The sequence below is a fragment of the Anabaena sp. CCY 9910 genome, assembly GCF_963920875.1.
In the GTDB taxonomy this organism is placed as follows: Bacteria; Cyanobacteriota; Cyanobacteriia; order Cyanobacteriales; family Nostocaceae; genus Trichormus; species Trichormus variabilis.
On the sequence record NZ_CAWUDJ010000018.1, the window covers coordinates 99,307 to 121,342 of the forward strand.

A 22,036-nucleotide genomic window follows, 5' to 3' on the forward strand; every position below is an offset into this window, starting at 1 on the left:
GGGCAAACAGTCCTCTGGAACTAGTTTCAATCCCTAATAGGGATTATGTGGTGTTGCAACGAAAGATTGTTCGGTTTCCTCGCGCAACTTCATGTTTCAATCCCTAATAGGGATTATGTGGTGTTGCAACATAAAGTTCCCGTCTTCTAGGGCCGCTTTATATTTAGGGTTTCAATCCCTAATAGGGATTATGTGGTGTTGCAACCTAAAGCAGTCCATCTATGTGAAATCGGAGGTTCTAGTTTCAATCCCTAATAGGGATTATGTGGTGTTGCAACACAGCGTTTTCTTTGATTAAATTTTCGTATGTTTTGTTTCAATCCCTAATAGGGATTATGTGGTGTTGCAACTTGAGCAATTGCAGAATCAGTTAAACCAACTACGAATGACAAGTTTCAATCCCTAATAGGGATTATGTGGTGTTGCAACCCCTCCCCCTCTCGCCTCAACCCCAAGCGACAACAGAAATATAGTTTCAATCCCTAATAGGGATTATGTGGTGTTGCAACCAGTCCGTCATAGACCTATCAGAATACTTCCAGTCTGTTTCAATCCCTAATAGGGATTATGTGGTGTTGCAACAAGATCGGGAATCAGATAACTCAGCTAGGCTATGTTTCAATCCCTAATAGGGATTATGTGGTGTTGCAACAAAAAAGACCAAGGCGTGGTCTTTTCTCGACTGCCGCCGGTTTCAATCCCTAATAGGGATTATGTGGTGTTGCAACAGAATTGAGTTTTACCTTTACCAGGAAGACCGTAGTTTCAATCCCTAATAGGGATTATGTGGTGTTGCAACTCAACATTCCCAGTATGCAACCACTGCCATAATGTTTCAATCCCTAATAGGGATTATGTGGTGTTGCAACTGAATAGTTAGCCAAGCTGAATCGGGAATGTGTGGTCTGTTTCAATCCCTAATAGGGATTATGTGGTGTTGCAACAACATTGACGCTTTAGCAGCCCAAATCATCGAAAAAGTTTCAATCCCTAATAGGGATTATGTGGTGTTGCAACTAAAAAACAATTTTTGAAAAGTTTTTTCATGTTTCAATCCCTAATAGGGATTATGTGGTGTTGCAACCTGACTTCCAACAATACCAATACCAGCTTTAAGTTTCAATCCCTAATAGGGATTATGTGGTGTTGCAACCTGAGGGTGAGGGTGAGGGTGAGGGTGAGGGTGAGTTGCGTTTCAATCCCTAATAGGGATTATGTGGTGTTGCAACCTTAGCTGGTACCACAGTAGAAGTAGGTTTTCTCTCGTTTCAATCCCTAATAGGGATTATGTGGTGTTGCAACAAAGAGCTTACGGATGATGAAAAACTCACAATAGAGTTTCAATCCCTAATAGGGATTATGTGGTGTTGCAACTTAGGGTTTTTAGGTTTATTAATTGGGCATTACTTGTTTCAATCCCTAATAGGGATTATGTGGTGTTGCAACTCAAATCTTTGCGTTTTTCAAGAGAATCTATTAACTGTTTCAATCCCTAATAGGGATTATGTGGTGTTGCAACTCTTGGGCGGGAGAAGATAAAATCCTAAGCGCTGTTTCAATCCCTAATAGGGATTATGTGGTGTTGCAACACTTAGATGCAGCCCTCCGTAGTTTTGCAGGTTATCGTTTCAATCCCTAATAGGGATTATGTGGTGTTGCAACGATTGGCGGAAGAAGTTGCTGGAGGACGGTTAGTAGCAGTTTCAATCCCTAATAGGGATTATGTGGTGTTGCAACAACTGTCGCATTGCTTCCTATGGGCGCTATGCTGTTTCAATCCCTAATAGGGATTATGTGGTGTTGCAACTTTGAAAAGAGTTTTGCTGGTCATTAATGCCACGCTGAAGTTTCAATCCCTAATAGGGATTATGTGGTGTTGCAACTGCTGGCATACTATTTTTCTACCTGTTCTCTACCTGTTTCAATCCCTAATAGGGATTATGTGGTGTTGCAACGGAACTTGTTTTACACTTGCACCACTGGCGTTACGATGTTTCAATCCCTAATAGGGATTATGTGGTGTTGCAACTGCGTTACTAACAACTGTTTCAATAGAGTCAGCACCTGTTTCAATCCCTAATAGGGATTATGTGGTGTTGCAACCCTACTCTAGTACCATTTACAAGATACAAAGGGAGTATGTTTCAATCCCTAATAGGGATTATGTGGTGTTGCAACTCTGAAATCAATGCAAAACTATCAGAAGGTACTTACGTTTCAATCCCTAATAGGGATTATGTGGTGTTGCAACCGGCTAGTTGCGAAAGTATTGCTGTATTTGGTTTTCAAGGTTCAGTTGCGTTAACCTGTGGCAAAGATAGCTTTTCAGACCTTGGGTTGTCAAGAGGAAGAATAGGAAGAAATTCTGGAAATTAGTCATAGCAAGGTTTTCAGGATTTGCGTCAACCTTTGCAAGAGGTCAACTGCATTCAAAGCTATAGAGGATAAGGCATTCAGCCATAAAAATTGAGGTTAACGGGAAAACACCTATAGGTTGACGCGATCGCTCGTTGTTTCCGTAAAATTTTCTGATTCCAAACTGAATATGGCGGATAAGCCAAGATTTTGTGTTCTAATATTGTGTTTTTGCAGCTAATAACAAGCTAACTTTGTCGCTACTTAAAGGTTTTGAGAACAAATACCCTTGGGCTTGGTCACATTTTAATAACTGTAATTGTACCAACTGGTTTACTGTTTCTACACCTTCAGCCACTACACTCATTTCCAAGTTACGGGCAAGTGTGACAATAGCACGGATAATTGCCAATTGCTCACTATCGCTATCAATTCGCCTCGTAAAAGAACGGTCAATCTTTAAAACATCAATAGGAAAACAATGTAAATAAGCTAAAGATGAATAACCCGTACCAAAGTCATCAATACACAACTGAATCCCTAAAGTTTTTAGTTGTTGAAGAATGGTAGCAGCTTGTTCAGGACTAGCCATAATGGCGCTTTCTGTAATTTCTAACTTGATGCTGTTAGGGTCTAGCTCAAATTCTTGTAACAGTTGCTCAATCTCTTCGACTAAATATGGTTGGGAAAACTGTTTACCGGAAAGATTGACGTTGATACTCAAATGCTGGAACTCAGGAAACTCTAAATGCCATTGTTTTAATTGTTGGCAAGATTCCCGCAAAACAAACTGGCCAATCTGAATAATCAATCCTGTTTCTTCGGCTACAGGAATAAACTCGACTGGTGAAATAAGTCCTCTTTCTGGGTGTTCCCAGCGAACTAATGCTTCAAATCCGGTAATTTTACCTGTGGCTACTGAGACAATGGGTTGGTAGACAACATACAACTCTTGTCTGGCGATCGCCCAACGCAAATCAGTTTCTAACTGCAACAGAGCTACGGCTCGGTCATACATAGTAGAATCAAATACTATGTGCCAAGCTTTACCTTGCTCCTTAGCGCAGTAAAGCGCAGTATCAGCGTCTCGCAGCAAATCTGCGGCTTGGACATAATCATTTGTGCTGAAAGCAATGCCAATGCTGACAGTTGTAAATACTTCATATCCGCTCAAGTTAAATGGTAACTTGAGTGCCTGATGAATCTTTTCGGCTATACGGGTGGCATCATCGATAGATTGAATGTGAGATAGTAAAATTGTGAACTCATCTCCACCCAAACGAGCCAGAGTATCTTCTGGCTGTAAGCAACTTTGTAAGCGTTGGGCAAAACTCACTAGTAGCTGATCACCCACCAAGTGACTCAAACTATCATTCACAACTTTAAAACGGTCAAGATCCAAAAATAGTACGGCAAATAGATCATTGGGGGATTCTTTGGCTTGGTTGATGGTTTGCGCTAACCGATCCATAAATAAAACTCGGTTGGGCAATCCAGTCAGATCATCGTAAAAAGCATGGTAGACTAGTCGCTCTTCCATGTTTTTCCGCTCAGTAATATCCGTAGCAACACCTTCAATACGAATTGGCTGACCAACAGCGTCATAAATCACATGACTGTGGTTATAAAGCCAGCGTACCTGTCCATCTTGCCGCAGGATTCTGTATTCTAATTCGTGGCTACCATTCGCCAATAATGGTTTGATTGATTGACTCACCCTTTGCTGGTCTTCTGGGTGAATTAACTCAAACCACAGCTTTGAATTATCGTAAAATTCATCAACGGAACGGCCGTAAACTTGAACTACGGCAGAATTGAGATAAAGCATCTCAAAAGTATCGGCGGCAATTGACCAGATTACAACTTCCAGGGAATTTAAAATTCCGTCTAAACGTTCTTTGCTTTCTTGCAATGAAGCTTCTGCTTGTTTGCGTAAGCGCAGCTCGTCGTAGACATCGCTAATATTAGTTAACATTCCCAACGCGCCAGTATAGTTTCCTTGCTCATCTAAGAATGGCGTACAGGAAAGAATTGCCCATAAGTCTGAGCCATCTTTGCAACGGAATTTAAAGTTGTGTTTCTCCTGAATGTCTTGCTGACGGCCTAATAGTAAGTCTTGAGCTATATCTAAACCTTCGGCATCCATAAAGGAAAACAAGCTGGCACCGAGCATTTCTTCAATGGTGTAACCCAACATACTCGCCATCTGTTGATTGACGAAGGTAGTTTCGTTATTTTCATTGAGTAGCCAAATTCCTTCACTGGCCGTTTCTACAATGCGACGATACTGTTCTTTTTGCTCTTGTAATGTCTCTAATGCCTGTAGGTGATGAGTTATATCATTTTGAACGCCGATAAAATGAGTTAACTGCCCACAACTGTCAAATACAGGTGCAATATAAAGTTCATTCCAAAATTCGGTGCCATCTTTACGGAAATTTTTGATGACAACATGGCATTCTTTTTTTTCTTGGAGGGCAGAACGTAACTCACTAAGGCTTAGCTGGTCTGTTTCATTAGCTTGTAAAAATCGGCAGTTTTGCCCAATAACTTCACCAGCCGAGTAGCCAGTCATGGCTTCAAAGGCTTGATTTACATAGATAATTGGATTATCTGGTTGATTGGCATCTGTCAACACAATGCCATTACTGATAGCAGCTAACGCCTGTTCCATCAAATGTGAGGGAGCAGGCCACGGACTATGTTTTATCGTAGGTAATCGCTGGCTATCACTCGTATCAGTGATTAAATTGCTAAGTTCTAGTTTTTCTAATGTATCTTTTTGTTGTTCCTCGCTAGCTCCCATAACGGTATTTACATCTGTAAATACCAAGAATGCTGCCCGTTTATGCTCATAATTAACCAATTTTCCAGAAATTATAGCTGAAAAACGGGTTTCATTGCTGCTTTTGATTTCTAGCGCCAATTTACTAATGAAATTGTCATTTGCTAACTTGCTATTTAACTGAGTCCATAAATCTGAATCAGCTAAAAAATCGGGAATTAGTTGCTGCAATACCGGGTTATCAACCAGCTTATTTTTAAATAAAATTTGATGGCTTTCTAAACCAATAATTGCTACGGGAAATGGGTTGATTTCAGCTAATAAATTAATTATTTCTTGCAAGTCTAATATGGACTTTTCATAAGACTGAAATTCTGGTGTAAAGTCTGAATTTCCAGCCTCGCATTCACTGATAGAATCTTTTGTTGGCGTTGGAAAACCTTTGTTTTTCTGAAGATCCAGATGATTTTTGTACACTTTGCCACGCGTAAAAACCATTGTCAGATTTTTGTAAATTGCTGAGGAAGTTTAATTAAAAATGCCACTTCTGTAAAAGGCTCTGACGCTTTATTTGATAGTGTTTGTACGCTTGTACGCCAGCGATCTAGAATAGCGGTAATTGCTTATTCATTTTTGTATAAAATACAATTATTTCTGCAAACGATTAAATGTTTTTACTGAGAAATAATCTTTGATAATCTATGCGAAACTAAAAGCTACATAGTTATTTGGTGCTAACTATACAGTGATTGCTGAACACTAAATTTTTAATTGTCAAAGCAAATTATTAAACTATTGTTAATGTTACTCCTTTTGATAGATGCAGTCATATTTTTTACTGAAACTTCATATATAACTGTAACATTTCTTTAAAGATATGAGCTAAAAACCCAGGGTGGGATTTTTCCCAAGCAGTACATTACTGGATGGGTAAGCTATTTCGTCGTCAGGACTTGAGTCATAATTTCCTCAGCACTGAAGTGCTAACTACACAACCTCAAAACTAACAAAGTCATAGGGAATAGGAATTGACTATTTTAAATCTCTTACAAAATCGTTATCGTTTAATAAATTTAATGAGTCGAGGGGGATTTTGCCAAACCTATTTTGCTGTGGATGAAGGTATATCTCCACCAGTTTATTGTGTTGTGCAGAAATTCTCTGATAATGGAAAAATATCTGACATTTTTGGGCAAAAAGCTAAATATATTAAAAAATTGGGTCAAAATCCACAGCTACCAACTTTATTAGCTTATTTTCAGGATCAAGATAACTATTATTTAGTACAGGAATTTATTGCTGGTGCTAGTTTAGCGCAGGTGGTTCAGGAAGAAGGCACTTTCCATGAAACTCAAATTTGGCAACTTTTAACTAATTTATTGCCAATCCTGAAATGGATGAGCGATCGCCAATTGATCCACGGTGATGTGAAACCAGCCAATATTATCCGACGACTGACACCAACTTCTACAAATTTGGTATTGGTGGATTTTGGTCATATGCAGATTGTCTCAAGGACTGACCAAGTAAGTGATTTACAGGGTGTTGGTAGTGCTGAGTATGCTGCACCAGAACAAATCAAAGGTAAAGCAGTATTCGCCAGCGACCTTTATAGTTTGGGGGTGACCTGCATCCACTTACTTACCCTGGTGTCGCCCTTTGATTTATTCGATATTCCTAACGATTGTTGGGTGTGGCAACAATATCTGACAACTAAGATAAGCGATCGCCTAACTAAAATACTCAACAAACTTATCCAAAAATCAGTTCATCAACGCTTTCAATCAGCAGATGCAGTGATGCAGGTAATGGGTATAGAAGGTAAAATAATACATTACCTACCCCCACTATCCCCGTGGCAATGCCTAAATACCCTCACAGGAGATAATTGTACTAACTCTCTAGCCATTAGCCCTGACGGCAATATACTGGCTAGTGGTGGTGATGACAAAATCATCAGATTGTGGGAATTAAACACACAAAAGTTAGTCACCTGTTTTTCAGGACATTCTCAAGCTGTCACCTCAGTAACTTTTAGCCCCCTGGGAGAAATTTTAGCCACGGCTAGCGACGATAAAACCATCAAATTGTGGCATCTGCCAACATCTAGTGAAGTTTTCACCTTAAAGGGACATACAAACCCTGTCAAATCTGTAAGTTTTAGTCCTAATGGGCAAATTCTCGCCAGTGGGAGTTGGGACAAGCAAGTCAAACTGTGGGATGTCACCACTGGTAAAGAAATTTATGCCTTCAAAGCACACCAATTACAAGTGAGTGCAGTAGCATTTAGTCCCCAGGGAGAGATTTTAGCCAGCGCCAGTTTTGACAGAACAATTCGCCTATGGCAGATAACACAAAACCACCCAAGATATACCTTACTCAAAACACTTTCAGGTCATACAAGGGCGGTTTTGGCGATCGCTTTTAGTCCAGATGGCAAAATTTTGGCAACAGGCAGCGATGACAATACTATAAAATTGTGGGATATCAACACTGGTCAGCTAATCGACACTCTTTTAGGCCATTCCTGGTCTGTAGTTGCAGTGACTTTCACCGCCGATAACAAAACACTAATTAGTGCCAGTTGGGATAAAACCATCAAGTTGTGGAAGGTAAGCACAACAGAAGAAATTGTGACTCTTGCCAGTCATTTAGACTCAGTGTGTGCTATTGCTGTTAACCCTGTTGCCCAAATGATTGCTAGTAGCAGCAGGGACAAGACCATCAAATTGTGGCAACTCGTAATACAGCAACATTGAATCGCAAGAGTAAGGAGTGCTGAGTACTAAGTACTCAGTAACAATACTACCCTTTACCCTAAAGTTTTTTATGATAGTTAGTGTATGAAGGCTTAACGCCTTCCTGCACTAGCATCATTAAATCAAGCGCTACCTGTAAAGGTAACTTCAGGAAATTTTAACTGAGCCTCTGCCATTGGACGGTTTCTGCCTTCCTCTTGCCAGTAGTTAATCACTTCTGTTGCCTTATTGAGCAATTCGACGCGATCTAAATCACTGATCCAGTGTTTGGATTCGAGTTCTTTTTTCAACTCTTCCCAAGCATCATTACGAGGCCAGAAGAAATACTTCGTCAGAGGACTAGTACCTTTGCCTACCACCTGATCAACAGCCAGAGCTACGTTCTCGTCTAGCCAAAGAATTTTTAAAATAAACTTGGACAATCACACCTCCGGCCAATATCCGGGTACTAAATTAATTAAGTTTGCGATCGCTTATTTTAACTCAATACCTTACCAGTTGACCAAACTAGTAGCTCACCAACCCAAAATTGCTAGGCGAGGGGGAGCAGGAAGAGAAGTCGTAAGGAGGGTTTCCCTCTCTTACGAGACGCTTACGCGAACCGGGCGAACTTCGGGGGAGAGTAACCAATGACAACTGACAACTAACAACTGACCAATTATGTTTCATCGCAGTCGTCGCAATCTTGCCAGTTGGTTCACCCTCGCAATGGGGGGTATTTTAGTTGTGTTTGCGGCTGCGGTCTATTATGTGAAGGTTGTAGATGAGTTAGAGGAACTAGACCAATTACTGTATAAAAAAACCACCGTAATGGCGGCAAGTGTGAAGTCAGAACTGCACAATCGTCAGCGCAGGGTAGATTTGGACAAAGTACCTCTGTTGGGAACGAAGGTAGAACCACTGCCAGATAGTCAATTAGTGTATGCAGGTTGGTATGATGAGCAGAAGCGACTAGTGCAGTTTTTTGGTGAGACTCCGAGCGATCGCCTGTTAGTTGCTAGTGGATTTAATACTATCAAAATTAATAGGGAGTTATGGTTGCGTCAGGTAACTTTGCCTGTTTACCAGGATGGTTTATTAATTGGCTATATGCAGGCTGCAATGCCATTGACAGATACGGAAGGTGCTTTAGCTGAGTTTCGGCTGGTTTTGGCTATTTCAGTCCCCATTACCTTAGGAATTATCGCTTTGACTGGTTGGTGGCTGGGGGGAGTGGCGATGCAGCCAATTCGCCAAAGTTACGATTATCTCCAACGGTTTACGGCTGATGCTTCCCATGAATTGCGATCGCCTCTATCTGCTATTGTCAGTAATGCCCAGTATGGCTTACTAACAAAATCTACTGACCCAGAAACCCAACGTCAGCGCCTACAAAAGATTTTTGATATTGCCCAATCAATGAGTGTCCTAGTCAATGATTTGTTATTTTTAGCACGTTATCAAGGGCGTATACCCATCGAATCTTTGCAAACCGTTGACCTAAAAATTTTACTTTTGCAAATCAAAGATGATTTTCTTACCCATCCAGAAACACAACATATCAAGTTACTTTTCACGCTGCCAAATCATCGTATCAGCGTCCTTGGAGATGCTAATCTACTCCGTCAAGCAGTCATTAATTTACTGAGTAATGCTTGTAAATATACTCCTGAAGGTGGTCAGGTTGAGTTACAGCTATTTACTCAGTCAAATTGGGCTGCACTCCAAGTTATAGATAATGGTATTGGCATTCCTCAAAATGATGTGCCATATATTTTTGAACGATTTTATCGTGTAGATAAAAAGCGTTCTCGTAAGACTGGTGGATTTGGTTTGGGATTAGCTATTACCCAACAAATTATCCAATCTCATGGCGGTAAGATTAATGTTCACAGTGTAGTAAATAAAGGTACAACTTTTCAAGTTTTATTACCTCTGAAATAGAGTTAAACTGATACGCACCCGGATCAAATATTCTTGCGTCAGGGCTGTCCATAGTCAAGAGTCCAGAGTCAAAGGCTAGCTTGGACTCTGGACTTTTGACTTTTGACAACCTGAGTGCGAAATATACAATTTAAATGCGTAACAGCTTATTAAGTATTAGCGTAAGCAATAGTACTAAGCAGAGCATTTTCCGCCTGTCGTGAATCTAGGCGAGTATGTTGAACAACAATCGGCACATTTGATTGAATCACACTGGCAAAATCAGTGTCATGAGGAATCGGTGCTGGGTCATTCAGGTCATTAAAGCGGACGTGTTTAGTGCGGCGTGCAGGTACTGTTAACCGATAAGCTCCTACTGGCTCTTTGTCGCTATAGTAAATTGTGATTTCTACATGAGCATCTTCGTCGCCAGCATTGAGGATGCACACGGTCTCATGGCTGATAAACTGAGGTTCTGGCCCGTTACTGTAGGGTGGAATGTAACCTTCAGCGATCGCCCAGCAAGTACGTCCAATTGATAGACTCATTTATTACCCCCTAATATCAAACTCTTCTGCGTGATTGTGGTTGTCTTGAGTTAGCAAACAATGTAATTTTTTTTATAAACTGTGAAGTATTTTCCGCAAAGCGATCGCCAGTGGTTTTCCCAAGATATAAATATTGGTTTTTTGTCGCTAGTTCATAGCCTTATGATGGTTAGTTTTTAGCATGATAAAAAAATGTGACTAGAAAGTGACGCATCTAGCCCAATGAAACTTGCTATCAAACAATTTTGGCTGTTGGATATTGGATTAACTCTACAGATGAATCTGGGTGTTTGTACCATCGCGGAGCAATTTGTCATTTTATATTCACATTTCCACCGCAAACTAAAAACATTATATTTGTCAGTATAACGGCGTAAATAAATAAATCTTGTATTAATTTTCAATTAGGGAAAATATGTCAACAGAAAAAACATATAAGCTTTTCTGGCTTTGGTTCAAAATTACTTTATCAACATTCCTGGGTTTGAATGCGTTGGCATTGTTGCTGCTTGTATTGTTGTCTGTTTTGAGAGTGCCTTCTTTCAATATTGGGAATGAGCCATTATGGTTATTGCGTTGGCAGTATGAACAGAGTACTAGTTTTGTGATTGTTTTTAATCCTTGGATTTTACTTACTATTGCGGCTGTTATAGGTTTTGTAGGAGTCTACTTGAGACGAAATTCTAAACAGCATAGGAGATAGACAAAATGAAACTAGGACAATGATTATTTCACTTGATATCCTTGGGAAAATTCGTCAGTTAGATTTAAATAACAATGACAATTTGGCTTTTCAATTAATGATTCAACCAAAGCATTGAGGGCAGTAGCAGCCAGCAATCCTCCGCCGATGGTTCCCTCAATAGTGATAAAAGGTGATGTTTGTTGCATTAATTGTCTTTTGGCGGCGGGAGTATGACTAAAGCCAATGGGCATTCCAATAACTAATGAAGGTTGAATTTTTTGCTGGTTAATCAGGGTGCAGGCTTCTAAAAGTACAGAAGGTGCGTAACCAATCACCAATATGCAGCCTTGACTTGCTTTGGCTAATCTCTCGCGCCACTCTTGATGCTGCCAAAATTCCTTTTCTGCCTCGATGGCTGTGGTGATATGGGGATTATCAATTAAGGTGGTGACTTTACAGCCTAAATGAATTAATCTTGTTTGATCTATCGCTGCTCCAATGGTGGGGATATCGACGACAATCTCGCAAGCAGAGGAAAGGGCTTGACGGCTGGCGGCGATCGCTCCTTTATCTACCCTGATAAAAGATACCAAACTCACATCACCACAAGCCAAAACTAACTGAGAAATTAGGTGTTGTTCAATTTCCGATCGCCCGGATAAATCAGGTAAGATATGTTGCAAAGATTCGGCAAATACTTCTGGGTGGGTATGTACCTCTGCGTCTAAACCATGCCAAAGTTTTTCCAATCCCCCTAATCCAACTTGCGTTTCCACCTCTAATAACTTGACTTGTGCCAATACTTCCGCCTGCATAATTTGACAATGGCGATCGCGTCCTAATAATCCCTCTAAAGCTGATGCTGTTTGTCGCAGCTGGGCGATTTGCTGCATGACTGAGCGATATTGTTGTTGTAACTGTGCCATAAAATTGGCGTTGGTGTCTGCTTCTGGTTCCATCTCCAAAATGTGGCGGATGTGGTTAAGTTGGAATCCTTGCTGTTTCAAAGCGACAATTCGCTGCAACCTGATAACGTCTTGTTGGGTGTAGAGGCGGTAATTGCTAGGCGATCGCTCAGGTTGCGGTAACAACCCTAGCTCATGGTAATGTCGCACCATCCGGGGAGTAATCCCACCGCCTACGGCTTGGGTGAGTTCTTTAATTGTTAAGCAACCAGAATTCATAATTTACGCCACCTTGTTCTCTACGCTTCTCAGCCTCTGCGTGATTCATATATTCCCCATATGCTTGACATTAACATCAATGTCAAGGTTTAGGGTAAAGGTATTCCTGACTGATGCAACTCTATGCTTTACCCCCAACGTATTCACCAATTCACCAAAGAACACACCGACACCTTAGCTGCTTTGCTTTGTGGAGTGCTGTTATTTTTCGGATGGTTCGCTTTGCATTTGGGTTGGTTGGGTTTCGCGTTGTTGTTTTTACCTGCGGCTTATGTGATTGGTGGTTATGAAAGCGCCCGTGAGGGACTGACGACGCTGATTAAGGAAAAAGAACTGGATGTAGATTTGCTGATGATTGTTGCAGCCCTTGGTGCAGCAAGTTTGGGTTTGTGGCGGAGGGAATATCATTTAATTATTGATGGGGCTATTTTAATTCTCATTTTTGCCATCAGTGGTGCATTGGAAGGTTACGCTATGCGCCACACGGAGAGGAGTATCCGCAGTTTGATGAGTTTGACACCAGATACCGCTACGATTGTCAATCAAACTGGGGAAGAAACTATTGCTATCAGTCAATTGCAAGTGGGAGATGAGATTGTCGTCAAGCCGGGTGAGTTGATTCCTACCGATGCGGTGATTGTGTCTGGTTACAGCACCATCAATCAAGCGGCGATTACGGGGGAGTCTTTACCCGTTGAAAAGACGGTAGGTGAGGAAGTGTTTGGGGGGACACTTAATGGTTATGGGGCGTTGAAGTTACAGGTACACAAACCAGCCGCTAGTAGTTTAATTCAACGGGTAATTCGTCTGGTAGAACAAGCACAGACGGAAGCGCCTCCCTCCCAACAGTTTATTGAGGGGTTTGAAAGGGGATATGCAAAGGTAATTGTGATTGCGGGGATGTTATTGGCAACTTTACCGCCATTTATTTGGGGTTGGGACTGGGAAACAACAATTTATCGCGCCTTAACTTTTTTGGTGGTGGCTTCTCCCTGTGCATTGATGGCGGCAATTATGCCTACATTATTATCGGGTATTGCCAATGGTGCAAGACAGGGGATTTTGTTTAAAAATGGGGCGCAGTTGGAGAATATTGGTAAAGTCAGAGCGATCGCCTTTGATAAAACTGGTACTCTCACTACAGGACAAGTGCAGGTGTCTCAGGTGATTGCCGCTAGTAATTACACAGAGACAAGTGTTTTAAAAGTAGCGGCATCCCTAGAGTCATCCTCAGAACATCCCATTGCTCAAGCCATTGTCCAAGCAGCTAGCGGTTTAGAGTGGGTACGTGCAACGGAGGTACAAGCGATACCAGGGCAAGGAATTGTGGGTACTGCTCATGAGCAACAAGTAATTGTGGGGAATATGGCTTTTATCCAGAAGTATGTAAATAAGTTACCACAGGAATTACTGGAGGTCGCGCCATCGTTGGAAGATGAGGGAAAAACCGTGGTTTGGGTAGCCCAAGGGGATGAGTATGAGGTAATAGGTATAATTGCCATTGCAGATATGATTAGACCAGAAGCGGCTGGGACTATTGCCAGGTTGCGGAAATTGGGTATAGAACAAATTGTGATGATTACGGGAGATAATCAACGCACGGCTGAGAGTGTAGCTCAAGCGGTGGGGATTGATCAAGTATTTGCCGAACTTTTACCTGAAGATAAATTAGATGTCATTCGCAGCTTGCAGCAAAAGTATCAAACAGTGGCGATGGTGGGGGATGGGATTAATGATGCACCAGCTTTGGCTCAAGCATCTGTAGGGATTGCAATGGGGGTGGCTGGGAGTGATGTGGCTTTGGAAACGGCAGATATTGTATTGATGGCTGATAAATTAGAGAAGATTGATGTAGCTATGAAATTGGGTAGGCGATCGCATAGCATTATCCAGCAAAATATAGTTGTAGCTCTGGGTTTTATTGGTCTATTGTTAATTGGCATTTTTCTCGGCAATATTAACTTACCCATCGGCGTTATTGGCCATGAAGGTTCCACTGTGTTAGTTACCCTGAGTGGTTTACGATTACTGAAGTAATTGAAGAAAAATTAATTTCAACTTCCAATGCTACTTATTAAGTCACTTTGTCAATAAGTACTTTTGCTTAAAAAAATATGATCTTCCTGGGAAATTTTTTATATTAATCCCTTGTTTAGCAAAATGTATCTTTTGACTAAGTGCATTATTTTATAAACGATGTTACATTGAGAAATGTAAAGCATAGATTAAGCTATCCGGGGAGTGGAAATGGCTGCCCTAGCTCAATATTTGCTCTTAATGCTCGTAAATTCGTTCTTTTTGCGGATTTACCTGAATACCGCTAAATAAAAAATGAGAGTTATTGTATGAAGCTTTATTACATGATTTTGTAGAACTTTAAGATTCAGTGACTAAGCTATTCTGTTTTTTAAGTTGCATAATCCATCGTGAGGGCTGTTGACAGTTAACAGCACCTAATTGTTAGTTATGCAATTTAGAGGCATATTAGCGTACTAAGAATATTTCTGCTGACCTGACAAAAGTAGATATGTTCAAGAATTTGGACTGCTATTTTGTTAGCACACCTAGCGGCTACCTTTCTCCATCAAGCCCTAATTTTCTATTAAGATTAGAGGCTGTTTTGTCCTGAGAATTTTCCTAATTTGTGCCTATTTGACAGCAATTAGATTTGATTACTATTCATTTAGTAAGCGAATACAACTGCTGAACTTTGTGCTGACGTGAGTAACTATAAGACTATTTTAAGTAAAGATTATGAAGTGTTTAATAAAAATTTTCGGAAATTCTTGTAAAAAAGATGTGCAATAATCAATGAATGATGATATGTTTAGAAACGTTAAGTGAATTCTAAGCAACTTCAACAAGTCAAATTACTACTGTTAGTTAGTTGTGCATCATTCCTGTCTGTAAATAATCTGTAAATTATTAACATACTTAGAATTATCGGTCATCTAGTCTGAAAAGATTATCCTTTTCTTGCTGGCAACTGCTTTATTTCTAAGATTGCACCAAAGCTAATTAATCCTCTTGTATGACCGAAATATAGGTGTGTTGAAAAATTTTCAGCGCTCTCATTTGCCATAGATAAACTTTGGTGTTAACAAAATTTGCGATGTAATACCTCTATTTTCACAAAGAGAATTGGAGTTATTCTTGCTGCATTTTTCCTTGAATAGAAGTTCAATTTCCTTTGCAACTTCAATTCAACTCCTGACATTCATGTACTGCAATTAAGAGACAAGAAACTATGAGTATCGTCCAAGCAAAGTTTGAAGCTAAGGAAACATCTTTCCATGTAGAAGGTTACGAAAAGATTGAGTATGATTTGGTGTATGTAGACGGTGTTTTTGAAATCCAGAATTCTGCACTAGCAGATGTATATCAAGGTTTTGGACGATGCTTGGCGATTGTAGATGCTAACGTCAGTCGGTTGTATGGTAATCAAATTCAGGCATATTTCCAGTATTACGGTATAGAACTGAGGCTATTTCCTATTACCATTACCGAACCAGATAAGACTATTCAAACTTTCGAGAGAGTTATAGATGTTTTTGCAGATTTCAAATTAGTCCGCAAAGAACCAGTATTAGTTGTGGGTGGCGGTTTAATTACAGATGTTGTCGGCTTTGCTTGTTCTACATATCGTCGCAGCAGCAATTACATCCGCATTCCTACCACATTGATTGGATTAATTGATGCCAGTGTAGCAATTAAGGTAGCAGTTAATCATCGCAAACTGAAAAACCGTTTGGGTGCTTATCATGCTTCTCGCAAAGTATTTTTAGATTTCTCCTTGTTGCGTACTCTCCCCACAGACCAAGTACGTAACGGGATGGCGGAATTGGTAAAAATCGCTGTAGTAGCGCATCAAGAAGTTTTTGAACTGTTGGAGAAGTACGGCGAAGAATTACTACGGACTCATTTTGGCAATATAGATGCAACTCCAGAGATTAAAGAAATAGCCCATCGTTTGACTTACAAAGCTATCCATAAGATGTTGGAGTTGGAAGTTCCCAACCTGCATGAGTTAGACCTAGATAGGGTGATTGCTTACGGTCACACTTGGAGTCCCACCTTGGAACTTGCGCCTCGTCTACCCATGTTCCACGGACACGCCGTTAATGTAGATATGGCTTTCTCAGCAACGATCGCCGCCCGTAGAGGATATATTACAATTGCAGAACGCGATCGTATTTTAGGATTAATGAGTCGCGTTGGTCTATCCCTCGACCATCCCATGTTGGATATAGATATTTTGTGGCGTGGTACTGAATCTATCACATTAACTCGTGATGGTTTGTTAAGAGCCGCCATGCCCAAACCCATTGGTGATTGTGTCTTCGTCAATGACCTGACAAGAGAAGAATTAGCAGCCGCATTAGCTGACCACAAAGAACTTTGTACCAGTTATCCCCGTGGTGGTGAAGGTGTGGATGTGTATCCCGTTTATCAAAAAGAATTAATCGGGAGTGTTAAATAATGACGAATGTGATTGTCCAACCAACAGCTAGACCTGTTACACCACTGGGAATCTTAACCAAGCAGTTAGAAGCCATAGTCAAAGAGGTTAAGCAACATCCAGATTTACCTGGGGAATTGATAGCAAACATTAATCAGGCTTGGCGTTTAGCCGCAGGTATAGACCCTTATTTAGAAGAATGCACCACGCCAGAATCTGCTGAATTAGCTGCATTGGCAAAAACCACAGCTACCGAAGCCTGGGGAGAACACTTCCACGGAGGTACAACCGTCCGTCCGCTAGAACAAGAGATGCTTTCTGGTCATATTGAAGGACAAACCTTAAAGATGTTTGTTCACATGACCAAAGCTAAAAAAGTCCTAGAAATTGGGATGTTTACCGGTTATTCGGCGCTGGCGATGGCGGAAGCATTACCAGAGGATGGACTGCTGGTGGCTTGTGAAGTTGACCCTTATGCGGCGGAGATTGGACAGCAAGCTTTTCAACAATCTCCCCACGGTGGAAAGATTCGTGTGGAACTGGGTGCGGCTTTAGCAACTCTTGAGAAGTTAGCAGAGGCTGGGGAATCTTTTGACTTGGTATTTATCGACGCAGATAAAAAAGAGTATGTAGCCTATTTTCACAAGTTGCTAGGTAGCAGTTTGTTAGCACCGGATGGGTTTATTTGTGTGGATAACACCTTACTGCAAGGGGAAGTTTATCTATCTGCTGAAGAACGTAGCGTCAATGGTGAAGCGATCGCTCAATTTAATCATACAGTAGCTATAGACCCCCGTGTAGAACAGGTTTTATTGCCATTGCGAGATGGTTTAACAATTATCCGCAGAATACAACCTTAATTGTCCAATCGACTATGGCACAATCCCTCCCCCTTTCTTCCGCACCTGCTACACCGTCTCTTCCTTCCCAGACGAAAATAGCCGCAATTATCCAAAATATCTGCACTTTGGCTTTGTTATTACTAGCATTGCCCATTAATGCCACCATTGTTTTTATATCCTTGCTAGCCTTCCGACCGCAAAAGGTCAAAGTTGCACATCCCCAAAACATTCTCATCAGTGGTGGTAAGATGACCAAAGCTTTACAACTAGCAAGGTCATTCCACGCGGCTGGACATAGAGTCGTCTTAGTGGAAACCCATAAATACTGGCTGACTGGTCATCGTTTTTCTCAAGCGGTGGATAAGTTCTATACAGTCCCCGCACCCCAGGACAATCCCCAAGCTTATATTCAGGCTTTGGTAGATATCGTCAAACAAGAAAACATCGATGTTTACATTCCCGTCACCAGTCCAGTGGGTAGCTACTACGACTCACTAGCCAAACCAGAATTATCCCATGATTGCGAAGTGTTTCATTTCGACGCAGATATTACCCAAATGTTGGATGATAAATTTGCGTTGACACAAAAAGCGCGATCGCTTGGTTTATCAGTACCCAAATCCTTTAAAATTACCTCGCCGGAACAAGTCATCAACTTCGATTTTTCTGGAGAGACGCGTAAATACATCCTCAAAAGCATTCCCTACGACTCAGTGCGGCGGTTGGACTTAACCAAACTCCCCTGTGCTACTCCAGAGGAAACAGCCGCATTCGTGAGAAGTTTGCCAATTAGTCCCGAAAAACCGTGGATTATGCAGGAATTTATCCCCGGTAAGGAATTTTGCACCCATAGCACAGTTCGGAATGGGGAACTAAGACTGCATTGCTGTTGTGAATCTTCAGCCTTTCAAGTCAATTATGAGAATGTAGATAACCCGCAAATCACTGAATGGGTACAGCATTTTGTCAAGGAACTGAAGCTGACAGGACAGATTTCCTTTGACTTTATCCAAGCCGAAGACGGAACAGTCTACGCCATTGAGTGTAACCCCCGCACACACTCAGCAATTACCACATTTTACGACCATCCCCAGGTAGCAGAAGCGTACCTGAGTCAAGTACCGACAACTGAAACCATACAACCACTAACAACAAGCAAGCCTACTTATTGGACTTACCACGAAGTTTGGCGTTTAACTGGTATCCGTTCTTTCACCCAGTTGCAAAGATGGCTGAGGAATATTTGGCGCGGGACTGATGCGATTTATCAGCCAGATGACCCCTTACCGTTTTTGATGGTACATCATTGGCAAATTCCCCTACTGTTGTTGAATAACCTGCGTCGTCTCAAAGGTTGGACGCGGATAGATTTCAATATTGGGAAGTTGGTGGAATTGGGGGGAGATTAGTTTTTTGGCGTTGCATAAATGCGGGATGAATTGAGACTTTTGTACAAAGCAGAATATTAATTCTTTGCGCCTTTGCGCCTTTGCGTGAGACAAAAATCATCCCACTAATCAGCAACGCCAGTTTTTTTAACGCATTCGCCGTTAGGCGTTCCCGCAGGGTAGGGACGCGGAGTTGTTTCTCTCTGCGTCTCCGCGTGAGAAATTTTCTATTATTGAGCAAAGTTAGAAGATATGCAGACTATAGATTTTAATATTCGTAAGTTACTTGTAGAGTGGAACGCGACCCACAGAGATTATGATCTTTCCCAGAGTCTACATGAACTAATTGTAGCTCAAGTAGAACGAACACCTGGGGCGATCGCTGTCACCTTTGACAAGCAACAACTAACTTATCAAGAACTCAACAATCAAGCAAACCAACTGGGACATTATTTACAAACATTAGGAGTCCAGCCAGAAACCCTGGTAGGTGTTTGTATGGAACGTTCCTTAGAAATGGTTATCTGTCTTTTAGGAATCCTCAAAGCTGGGGGTGCTTATGTCCCCATCGACCCTGAATATCCTCAAGAACGCATAGCTTATATGCTAGAAGATTCTCAGGTGAAGGTACTGCTAACTCAAGAAAAATTACTAAATCAAATTCCCCACCATCAAACACAAACTATTTGTGTAGATAGGGAATGGGAGAAAATTTCTACACAAGCCAATACCAATCCCAACAGCAATATCAAACCAGATAATCTTGCTTATGTAATTTATACTTCTGGTTCCACTGGTAAACCAAAAGGCGCAATGAACACCCACAAAGGTATATGTAATCGCTTATTGTGGATGCAGGAAGCTTATCAAATAGATTCCACAGATAGCATTTTACAAAAAACCCCCTTTAGTTTTGATGTTTCCGTTTGGGAGTTCTTTTGGACTTTATTAACTGGCGCACGTTTGGTAATAGCTAAACCAGGTGGACATAAAGATAGTGCTTACCTGATAGATTTAATTAATCAAGAACAAATCACCACCTTGCACTTTGTCCCCTCAATGCTGCAAGTGTTTTTACAAAATCGCCATGTAAGTAAATGCGCCTCTTTAAAAAGAGTTATTTGCAGTGGTGAAGCTTTACCTGTAGATTTACAAAATAGATTTTTTCAGCATTTACAATGTGAATTACATAACCTATATGGCCCGACAGAAGCAGCAATTGATGTCACATTCTGGCAATGTAGAAAAGATAGCAATTTAAAAAGTGTACCTATTGGTCGTCCCATTGCCAATACCCAAATTTATATTCTTGATGCTGATTTACAACCAGTGAATATTGGTGTCGTCGGTGAAATTTATATCGGTGGTGTAGGGGTAGCTCGTGGTTATTTAAATCAAGAAGAATTGACCAAAGAAAAATTTATTATTAATCCCTTCCCTAATTCTGGGTTTAAGCGACTTTATAAAACAGGTGATTTAGCTCGTTATTTACCTGATGGTAATATTGAATATCTTGGGAGAACAGATTATCAAGTAAAAATTCGGGGTTATAGGATTGAAATTGGCGAGATTGAAAATGTTTTATCCTCACACCCACAAGTTAGAGAAGCTGTAGTCATAGCGCAGGATGATAACCCCCAAGAAAAACAACTTGTAGCTTATATCACCTACAAATCCATCAAACCCCAGCTTCATAGTCTACGTGATTTCCTTCAAGAGAAGCTACCAGAATTTATGATTCCAGTCGCTTTTGTCATGCTGGAAACTCTTCCTTTAACTCCCAGTGGTAAAGTAGACCGTAAGGCATTACCAAAGCCAGATTTATTTAATTATAGTGAACGAAATTCCTATGTCGCGCCTCGGAATGAAATTGAAAAAAAATTAGTACAAATTTGGTCAGATATTCTACATTTACCTAAGATAGGTGTGACAGAAAACTTTTTCGCTATTGGTGGTGATTCCCTCAAAGCTCTACATTTAATTTCTCAAATTGAAGAGTTATTTGCTAAAGAGATATCCTTAGCAACACTTTTAACAAATCCAGTAATTGCAGATTTAGCTAAGGTTATTCAAGCAAACAATCACATCAATAACTCACCTCTAGTTCCTATTCAATCGCAAGGTAAGCAGCAGCCTTTCTTTTGTATACATCCTGCTGGCGGTCACGTTTTATGCTATTTTAAACTCGCACAATATATAGGAACTGACCAACCATTTTACGGCTTACAAGCTCAAGGATTTTATGGAGATGAACCACCCTTGACGCGAGTGGAAGATATGGCTAGTCTCTACGTCAAAACTATTAGAGAATTTCAACCCCAAGGGCCTTATCGTGTTGGGGGGTGGTCATTCGGTGGAGTCGTAGCTTATGAAGTAGCACAGCAGTTATACAGACAAGGACAAGAAGTATCTTTACTAGCAATATTAGATTCTTACGTACCGATTCTACTAGATAAACAAAAACCCATTGATGACGTTTATTTAGTTGGTGTTCTCTCCAGAGTTTTTGGCGGTATGTTTGGTCAAGATAATCTAGTCACACCTGAAGAAATAGAAGATTTAACTGTAGAAGAAAAAATCAATTACATTATTGATAAAGCACGGAAAGCTAAAATATTCCCGCCTGGTGTAGAACGTCAAAATAATCGTCGTATTCTTGATGTTTTGGTGGGTACTTTAAAAGCCACCTATTCCTATATAAGACAACCATACCCAGGAAAAGTCACGGTATTTCGAGCCAGGGAAAAACATATTATGGCTCCTGACCCGACTTTAGTTTGGGTAGAATTATTTTCTGTAATGGCGGCTCAAGAAATTAATATTATTGATGTCCCTGGAAATCATTATTCGTTTGTTCTAGAACCCCATGTACAGGTTTTAGCACAGCGTTTAAAAGATTGTCTGGAAAATAATTCGTAATTTTTAGTCAGAGGTTATACCAATTTGAAAAAAGAATGCGACAAATAAACCATCTGTAGAGACGCGATTTATGAGCCAGCGCGTTGCGGGGGTTCCCCCCGTTGTAGCGACTGGCGTCGCGTCTTCACCCAAAGATGTGTTGCAATCATTAATTGAATTGGTATTATCCCTCTTTTGTTACTACGGGGAGAGTATAATCAGGAAGAAAGC

General features: G+C 40.8%; 13 protein-coding genes and 1 CRISPR repeat array (1 of these 14 cut by a window edge). Of the genes, 8 read left to right on the forward strand and 5 right to left on the reverse strand.

The window, feature by feature from the left end:
• Positions 1-2,251: a CRISPR direct-repeat array (repeat unit 37 nt; unit sequence GTTTCAATCCCTAATAGGGATTATGTGGTGTTGCAAC); it begins 49 nt to the left of the window's first position.
• A 321-nt stretch (positions 2,252-2,572) separates the two neighbouring features.
• Positions 2,573-5,638, reverse strand: coding sequence for an EAL domain-containing protein (locus ACM5QX_RS15390; RefSeq protein WP_414754315.1), 3,066 nt, complete (start codon positions 5,636-5,638; stop codon positions 2,573-2,575).
• A 578-nt stretch (positions 5,639-6,216) separates the two neighbouring features.
• Between ACM5QX_RS15390 and ACM5QX_RS15395 the strand changes: the two genes are divergently transcribed.
• On the forward strand, positions 6,217-7,899 hold the full coding sequence (locus tag ACM5QX_RS15395) for a protein kinase domain-containing protein (protein ID WP_414754328.1): 1,683 nt from the start codon (positions 6,217-6,219) through the stop codon (positions 7,897-7,899).
• A gap of 122 nt (positions 7,900-8,021) precedes the next feature.
• Here the strand turns inward: ACM5QX_RS15395 and ACM5QX_RS15400 are convergent, their stop codons facing one another.
• On the reverse strand, positions 8,022-8,321 hold the full coding sequence (locus tag ACM5QX_RS15400; RefSeq protein ID WP_011320561.1) for a 30S ribosomal protein PSRP-3: 300 nt from the start codon (positions 8,319-8,321) through the stop codon (positions 8,022-8,024).
• 238 nt (positions 8,322-8,559) lie between these two features.
• Between ACM5QX_RS15400 and ACM5QX_RS15405 the strand changes: the two genes are divergently transcribed.
• A complete protein-coding gene (locus ACM5QX_RS15405) occupies positions 8,560-9,822 on the forward strand; it encodes a sensor histidine kinase (RefSeq protein ID WP_414754316.1) in 1,263 nt (420 codons plus the stop codon).
• A gap of 149 nt (positions 9,823-9,971) precedes the next feature.
• On the opposite strand, the gene ACM5QX_RS15410 is transcribed toward ACM5QX_RS15405, so the two are convergent.
• Positions 9,972-10,349 carry a sensory rhodopsin transducer gene (locus tag ACM5QX_RS15410; protein WP_011320559.1) on the reverse strand — a complete coding sequence of 126 codons (378 nt, stop codon included), beginning with the start codon at positions 10,347-10,349 and terminating at the stop codon, positions 9,972-9,974.
• Positions 10,350-10,764: 415 nt separating this feature from the next.
• Here ACM5QX_RS15410 and ACM5QX_RS15415 point away from each other — a divergent pair, with 415 nt between their 5' ends.
• Complete coding sequence (locus tag ACM5QX_RS15415; protein WP_414754317.1) at positions 10,765-11,052, forward strand: hypothetical protein; 288 nt, start codon at positions 10,765-10,767, stop codon at positions 11,050-11,052.
• Positions 11,053-11,075: 23 nt separating this feature from the next.
• Here ACM5QX_RS15415 and ACM5QX_RS15420 read toward each other — a convergent pair whose 3' ends face one another.
• Positions 11,076-12,218, reverse strand: a complete 1,143-nt coding sequence (locus tag ACM5QX_RS15420) for a precorrin-8X methylmutase (RefSeq protein WP_414754318.1) — start codon at positions 12,216-12,218, stop codon at positions 11,076-11,078.
• A 123-nt stretch (positions 12,219-12,341) separates the two neighbouring features.
• On the opposite strand from ACM5QX_RS15420, the gene ACM5QX_RS15425 reads away from it, so the two are divergent.
• The 4 genes from ACM5QX_RS15425 to ACM5QX_RS15440 all read left to right on the forward strand — a co-directional run bounded on the left by ACM5QX_RS15425 (position 12,342) and on the right by ACM5QX_RS15440 (position 18,928).
• On the forward strand, positions 12,342-14,255 hold the full coding sequence (locus tag ACM5QX_RS15425; RefSeq protein ID WP_414754319.1) for a heavy metal translocating P-type ATPase: 1,914 nt from the start codon (positions 12,342-12,344) through the stop codon (positions 14,253-14,255).
• Positions 14,256-15,465: 1,210 nt separating this feature from the next.
• A complete protein-coding gene (locus ACM5QX_RS15430; RefSeq protein ID WP_414754320.1) occupies positions 15,466-16,698 on the forward strand; it encodes a sedoheptulose 7-phosphate cyclase in 1,233 nt (410 codons plus the stop codon).
• Complete coding sequence (locus ACM5QX_RS15435) at positions 16,698-17,537, forward strand: O-methyltransferase (RefSeq protein WP_414754321.1); 840 nt, start codon at positions 16,698-16,700, stop codon at positions 17,535-17,537. The genes ACM5QX_RS15430 and ACM5QX_RS15435 overlap by 1 nt, the downstream gene beginning before the upstream one ends.
• A gap of 14 nt (positions 17,538-17,551) precedes the next feature.
• Positions 17,552-18,928: an ATP-grasp domain-containing protein gene (locus ACM5QX_RS15440; protein WP_414754322.1), complete on the forward strand. Its 1,377-nt coding sequence runs from the start codon at positions 17,552-17,554 to the stop codon at positions 18,926-18,928.
• Here ACM5QX_RS15440 and ACM5QX_RS15445 read toward each other — a convergent pair.
• Positions 18,891-19,148 carry a hypothetical protein gene (locus tag ACM5QX_RS15445; protein WP_414754323.1) on the reverse strand — a complete coding sequence of 86 codons (258 nt, stop codon included), beginning with the start codon at positions 19,146-19,148 and terminating at the stop codon, positions 18,891-18,893. The genes ACM5QX_RS15440 and ACM5QX_RS15445 overlap by 38 nt on opposite strands.
• A gap of 11 nt (positions 19,149-19,159) precedes the next feature.
• Between ACM5QX_RS15445 and ACM5QX_RS15450 the strand changes: the two genes are divergently transcribed.
• The gene (locus ACM5QX_RS15450) at positions 19,160-21,826 is read left to right on the forward strand and encodes an amino acid adenylation domain-containing protein (RefSeq protein ID WP_414754324.1); all 2,667 of its coding nucleotides are present in this window, start codon (positions 19,160-19,162) and stop codon (positions 21,824-21,826) included.
• Positions 21,827-22,036 lie beyond the last annotated feature (210 nt).